The organism is Dietzia maris, assembly GCF_014144855.1.
Lineage (GTDB): Bacteria > Actinomycetota > Actinomycetes > Mycobacteriales > Mycobacteriaceae > Dietzia > Dietzia kunjamensis.
In genome coordinates this window covers 1-4,479 of record NZ_JAALDN010000327.1, presented here as the reverse complement: position 1 = coordinate 4,479, position 4,479 = coordinate 1, and the positions used below count along the sequence as shown (strand labels likewise).

Here is a 4,479-nt window from a genome sequence, read left to right as displayed (position 1 = left end):
AGCGTGGAGCTGCTCGAGGCGACCGCGTCCGTGGGCGGCCGGTCGACGTTGGTCGCGCGCGGCTGGCTGATGCGGCGCACGCCCGCGGACTATCCCGTGGTGGGCGATCACGCGGCGCCGCCGGTGCCCGAGAGGCGCGAGCGCGATCCCATGATGAGTTTCGCCCACGCCGGCGGGTACCTCTCCGTGGTCGACTTCTCCTACGAATCCGGCGGCGGGGACGAACTGGGTCCGGCCCGGGCGTGGGGGCGGTCGCGGGTCGACTTGGTCGCCGGGGAGCGGATGACCGGGTGGCAGCACACCGTGGTGGTGGCGGACTCCGCGAGCGGCGTCTCCCTGGCCACCGACCCGGTCGACCACCCGACGATCAACTGCGACCTGGTGGTCTCCCTGCACCGCGAGCCCGAGCCCGGCTGGGTGCGCCTGGATTCGGAGACGATCGGCGGGCCCGGCCACGGGGCACTCACCGACACGCTGCTCTCGGACGACCACGGTCCGATCGGCCGCAGCGTGCAGAACCTGTACGGGCGCAGCGCGGGTTGAAGGCAGGCCGGGCGGGGTGGCCAGGCTCTTGCAGTCGCCCCTCACGATGGCGTCTGGCCTGCCCCGATGCGCAGGCGAGACGCCATCGTGAGGGGCGAGGAGGGCTGTCGTGGACATCTGCAGAAGCGAGACGCCAGGGCCAGGAGCGGCTGCACACAGCGGACGGGCCGCGGCCAGCAGAACGCGACGCCGCCAAGGCGCCGACCTCATCCGACGTACGCCAGTCAGGCCGCCCACAGGTCGCAGCGACCGACGCGCGGCAAGAGAATCCGCCGGAAGGCGAACCCGGCGCACGCTCTCTGGTCGCGGAGACCCACGTCACCGGACTCGTCGGCACACTCGCGCCGCAGGTAGAGTGGCAGGTCGGCCCGGACTCGTCAGCGGGCGGGCCGCCGACTCTTCCCCGAACGCTACAGCGAGGTACCCGCGCACGTGATCACCATCGACGACCTTGAGGTGCGCGCCGGCGTGCGCACCCTGCTCCACATGGACGGGTCCTCGCTGCGGGTCCAGCCCGGCGACCGGATCGGCCTGGTGGGACGGAACGGCGCGGGTAAGACGACGACGATGAGGATCCTCGCCGGCGAAGGTGAACCCTACGCCGGGAAGGTCGTTCGGACCGGTGACCTGGGATATCTGCCGCAGGACCCGCGTGAGGGCAACATGGACCAGCTCGCGCGCAGCCGGGTGCTCTCGGCGCGCGGGCTGGACGTGATCATGGCCGACATGACCGCCGCGCAGGAGCAGATGGTCTCCGCACCGGACGACAAGGCCATGGACAAGGCCGTGCGCCGGTACGGGCGCCTGGAGGACGAGTTCTCCGCCCGCGGCGGGTACGAGGCCGAGAGCGAGGCCGCCCGCATCTGCAACAGCCTGGGGCTGGAGGACCGGATCCTCACCCAGAATCTGGGCACCCTGTCCGGCGGTCAGCGTCGACGCGTGGAGCTGGCGCGGATCCTGTTCGCCGCCTCCGACGGTGCCGGCAAGTCGCAGACCATGCTGCTGCTCGACGAGCCCACCAACCACCTCGACGCCGACTCCATCACCTGGCTGCGCCAGTTCCTCGAGAAGCACGAGGGCGGGCTGATCATCATCTCCCACGATGTCGAGCTGCTCGAGGCCGTGGTGAACAAGGTGTGGTTCCTCGACGCCGTGCGCGGGGAGATCGACGCCTACAACATGGGGTGGAAGAAGTATCTCGACGCCCGCGCCACGGACGAGGCCCGGCGCCGACGTGAGAAGGCGAATGCGGAGAAGAAGGCCTCGCAGCTCAAGATGCAGGCCGCCAAGCTGGGCGCCAAGGCCACCAAGGCGGCCGCCGCCAAGCAGATGATCCGGCGTGCTGACGCCATGATCGACAATCTCGACGAGGTCCGCGTGGCCGACAAGGCCGCGCGGATCAAGTTCCCCACTCCCGCGGCCTGTGGCAAGACGCCGCTGTTCGCCAAGGGCCTGACCAAGATGTACGGCTCGCTCGAGGTGTTCGCCGGAGTCGACCTGGCGATCGACAAGGGTAGCCGCGTGGTGGTGCTGGGTTACAACGGTGCCGGCAAGACGACGCTGCTCAAACTGCTCGCCGGTGTGGAACGGACCGACGGCGAGGGCGGCGTCGTCTCCGGGCACGGGCTCAAGATCGGCTACTTCGCCCAGGAGCACGACACCCTGGACATGGACGCCAGCGTGTGGGAGAACATCCGCCACGCCGCGCCGGACGCGGGCGAGCAGGAGCTGCGCAGCCTGCTGGGGGCGTTCATGTTCACCGGCCCCCAACTCGAGCAGCCGACAGGCACGCTCTCCGGTGGTGAGCGCACGCGTCTGGCGCTGGCCGGGCTGGTGTCCTCGGCAGCCAACGTCCTCCTGCTCGACGAGCCCACGAACAACCTGGACCCGATCTCGCGCGAGCAGGTCCTCGATGCGCTTCGGACGTATGAGGGTGCGGTCGTGCTGGTCACGCACGACCCCGGCGCCGTCGAGGCGTTGGAGCCGGAGCGGGTCATCATCCTGCCGGACGGCACGGAGGACCTATGGAGCCAGGAGTACATGGAGATCGTCGAACTCGCGTAACCCAGCGCAGCGAGGGCACGCGGACGTTCGCGCATGTGACCGTCGAACTCGCGTAACCTCACGGGACCTCTCCGGCAGGTCTACGGTGGAAGGTGTCGTCGGTGCACGACAGTCCGGGGCACCGTCGGCATCTCGCCGGAGGAGGACAGCTCATGGACACCAGGCCAGTAGTCGTCGGAGTCGACGGTGGACCGGATTCGCTACGGGCCCTGAAGTGGGCAGCCGAGTACGCGACCGCGCTCGACGCGCCGCTGATCGCCCTGACCGCGTATCAGTTGCCGCCTATCTACGGTCCCTATGCCGTGGCCGGTTGGGAAGACTCTTCCGAGCTGGAGGGCAGCGCGCGCGAGATGCTCGCGGACGCGGTGCGCAACGCCCTGGGGGACGACGCCTCGTACAAGCCGGCCGTCCTGCAGGGCCACGCGGCCGAAGCGTTGATCGCGGCATCCGGAGACGCCCGGCTCGTGGTGATCGGTAGCCGCGGACGAGGCGGGTTCGCCGGGATGCTGCTCGGCTCGGTCAGTCAGCACGTCGTGGCGCACGCGCACTGCCCCGTGGTCGTCCTGCCGCATTCGAGCCACGAGACCAACTAGCGGCGCCGCCCGTCGGGGTGCGTCACACGCAGCATCCAGGCCGACCGAGTCGGGCGTCACACAGGAGACCCTTACCTGCGGTGATTCCGCCTTGACCTGAGACAATACGCCTTATGGACACTGTCATCCAGATCATCCTCATCCTGCACTTCATCGGTCTCGCCGGGATCATCGGTGGCTGGCTCGCCACCATCAAGGCGCCTTACATGGCGAAGGGCATCCTGCACGGCGCGATCCTCCAGGTGGTGACCGGACTGCTGCTCGTGGGCCTGCGCGAGATGCAGGACGCTGACCTCAACCACATGAAGATCGGTATCAAACTGCTGGTGGCGATCGTCATCCTCGTCGTCGCGATCATCGGCGTCCGCAAGGAGGCCAAGGCCCAGGGCAGCACCGCGACCCTGACCCACGTCGCCGGTGTCCTGGGCATCGTCAACGTCGCGGTCGCGGTCCTCGTCTGAGGCGTCGCCCCGTATGCGGACCGCGCCCCCCGATCTCGAGTCGGGGGGCGCTTGTCGTATGGGCCGCTCACACTGGGATTAAGACCGCAACCCGGAGTGGAGGGCGAGTAGATGGATGACGCGACCCGCGATGTCCCTGGTGCACGAGTGGCCGCGCCGGAGCTCGAGGACAAGGCGGATGTGCTGGCGGATGTCGCCGATGCGATCGCGACCGTTGGGCTTGACGAAGGCAGTCGGATACTCCGCCTCCGCTACCCGTTCGTGCCCGTGGAGAAGACGTCCCGGAGTTACACGGAACGGAGGTCATTGCGTCTCTTCTACCGCGACGGGTTCGTCGACCGCTACAGCGGGACGCGTCTGGTCAACCCCGGGGCCCTACGGCTGCTCTCCGTACTGCTTCCGGAGGACTTCCCCGCGGATCCGAACTGGGCGATGTCGCGATCGCACTTCGCGTTCTGGGAGCTGTTCCCGACCATCGACCACCTGCAGCCGGTGTCCCGTGGGGGAGAGGACACCGAGGCGAACTGGGTGACGACATCCATGCTGCGCAACTCCGCCAAAGCGCACTGGACGCTCACCGAACTGGGATGGGGACTCCATCCCCCGGGCGATCACGCCCAGTGGGACGGGTTGACCGACTGGTTCGTGTGGTACCTCCGGGCGAATCCCGCTCCTATCGCGGTGCCGTACATCGGTCGGTGGTTCCGGGCGTCTGCCGAGATCCAGGCGGAGTTCGCCTGAATCACTCCATCACCGTCACTCCATCACCGCCGCGAGGTAGGCGCGGACCAGGCGGCCGCCCACGCCGGCGGGCAGCC

At 68.8% G+C, this 4,479-nt stretch carries 5 protein-coding genes; all 5 read left to right on the top strand.

Annotation, left to right across the window (positions count from 1 at the left end):
• The coding region (locus tag G6024_RS11125) for an acyl-CoA thioesterase domain-containing protein (protein ID WP_159148711.1) at positions 1 to 543 on the top strand (543 nt) is incomplete at its 5' end.
• Positions 544 to 975: 432 nt separating this feature from the next.
• Entirely contained in the window at positions 976 to 2,607 is a 1,632-nt protein-coding gene (locus G6024_RS11120) for an ABC-F family ATP-binding cassette domain-containing protein (protein ID WP_096905457.1), read from the top strand.
• A gap of 152 nt (positions 2,608 to 2,759) precedes the next feature.
• The gene (locus G6024_RS11115; RefSeq protein ID WP_159148710.1) at positions 2,760 to 3,200 is read left to right on the top strand and encodes a universal stress protein; all 441 of its coding nucleotides are present in this window, start codon (positions 2,760 to 2,762) and stop codon (positions 3,198 to 3,200) included.
• Between the two features lie 113 nt (positions 3,201 to 3,313).
• Complete coding sequence (locus G6024_RS11110) at positions 3,314 to 3,661, top strand: hypothetical protein (protein WP_069390489.1); 348 nt, start codon at positions 3,314 to 3,316, stop codon at positions 3,659 to 3,661.
• Between the two features lie 111 nt (positions 3,662 to 3,772).
• Positions 3,773 to 4,402 carry an HNH endonuclease gene (locus G6024_RS11105; RefSeq protein WP_159148709.1) on the top strand — a complete coding sequence of 210 codons (630 nt, stop codon included), beginning with the start codon at positions 3,773 to 3,775 and terminating at the stop codon, positions 4,400 to 4,402.
• Positions 4,403 to 4,479 lie beyond the last annotated feature (77 nt).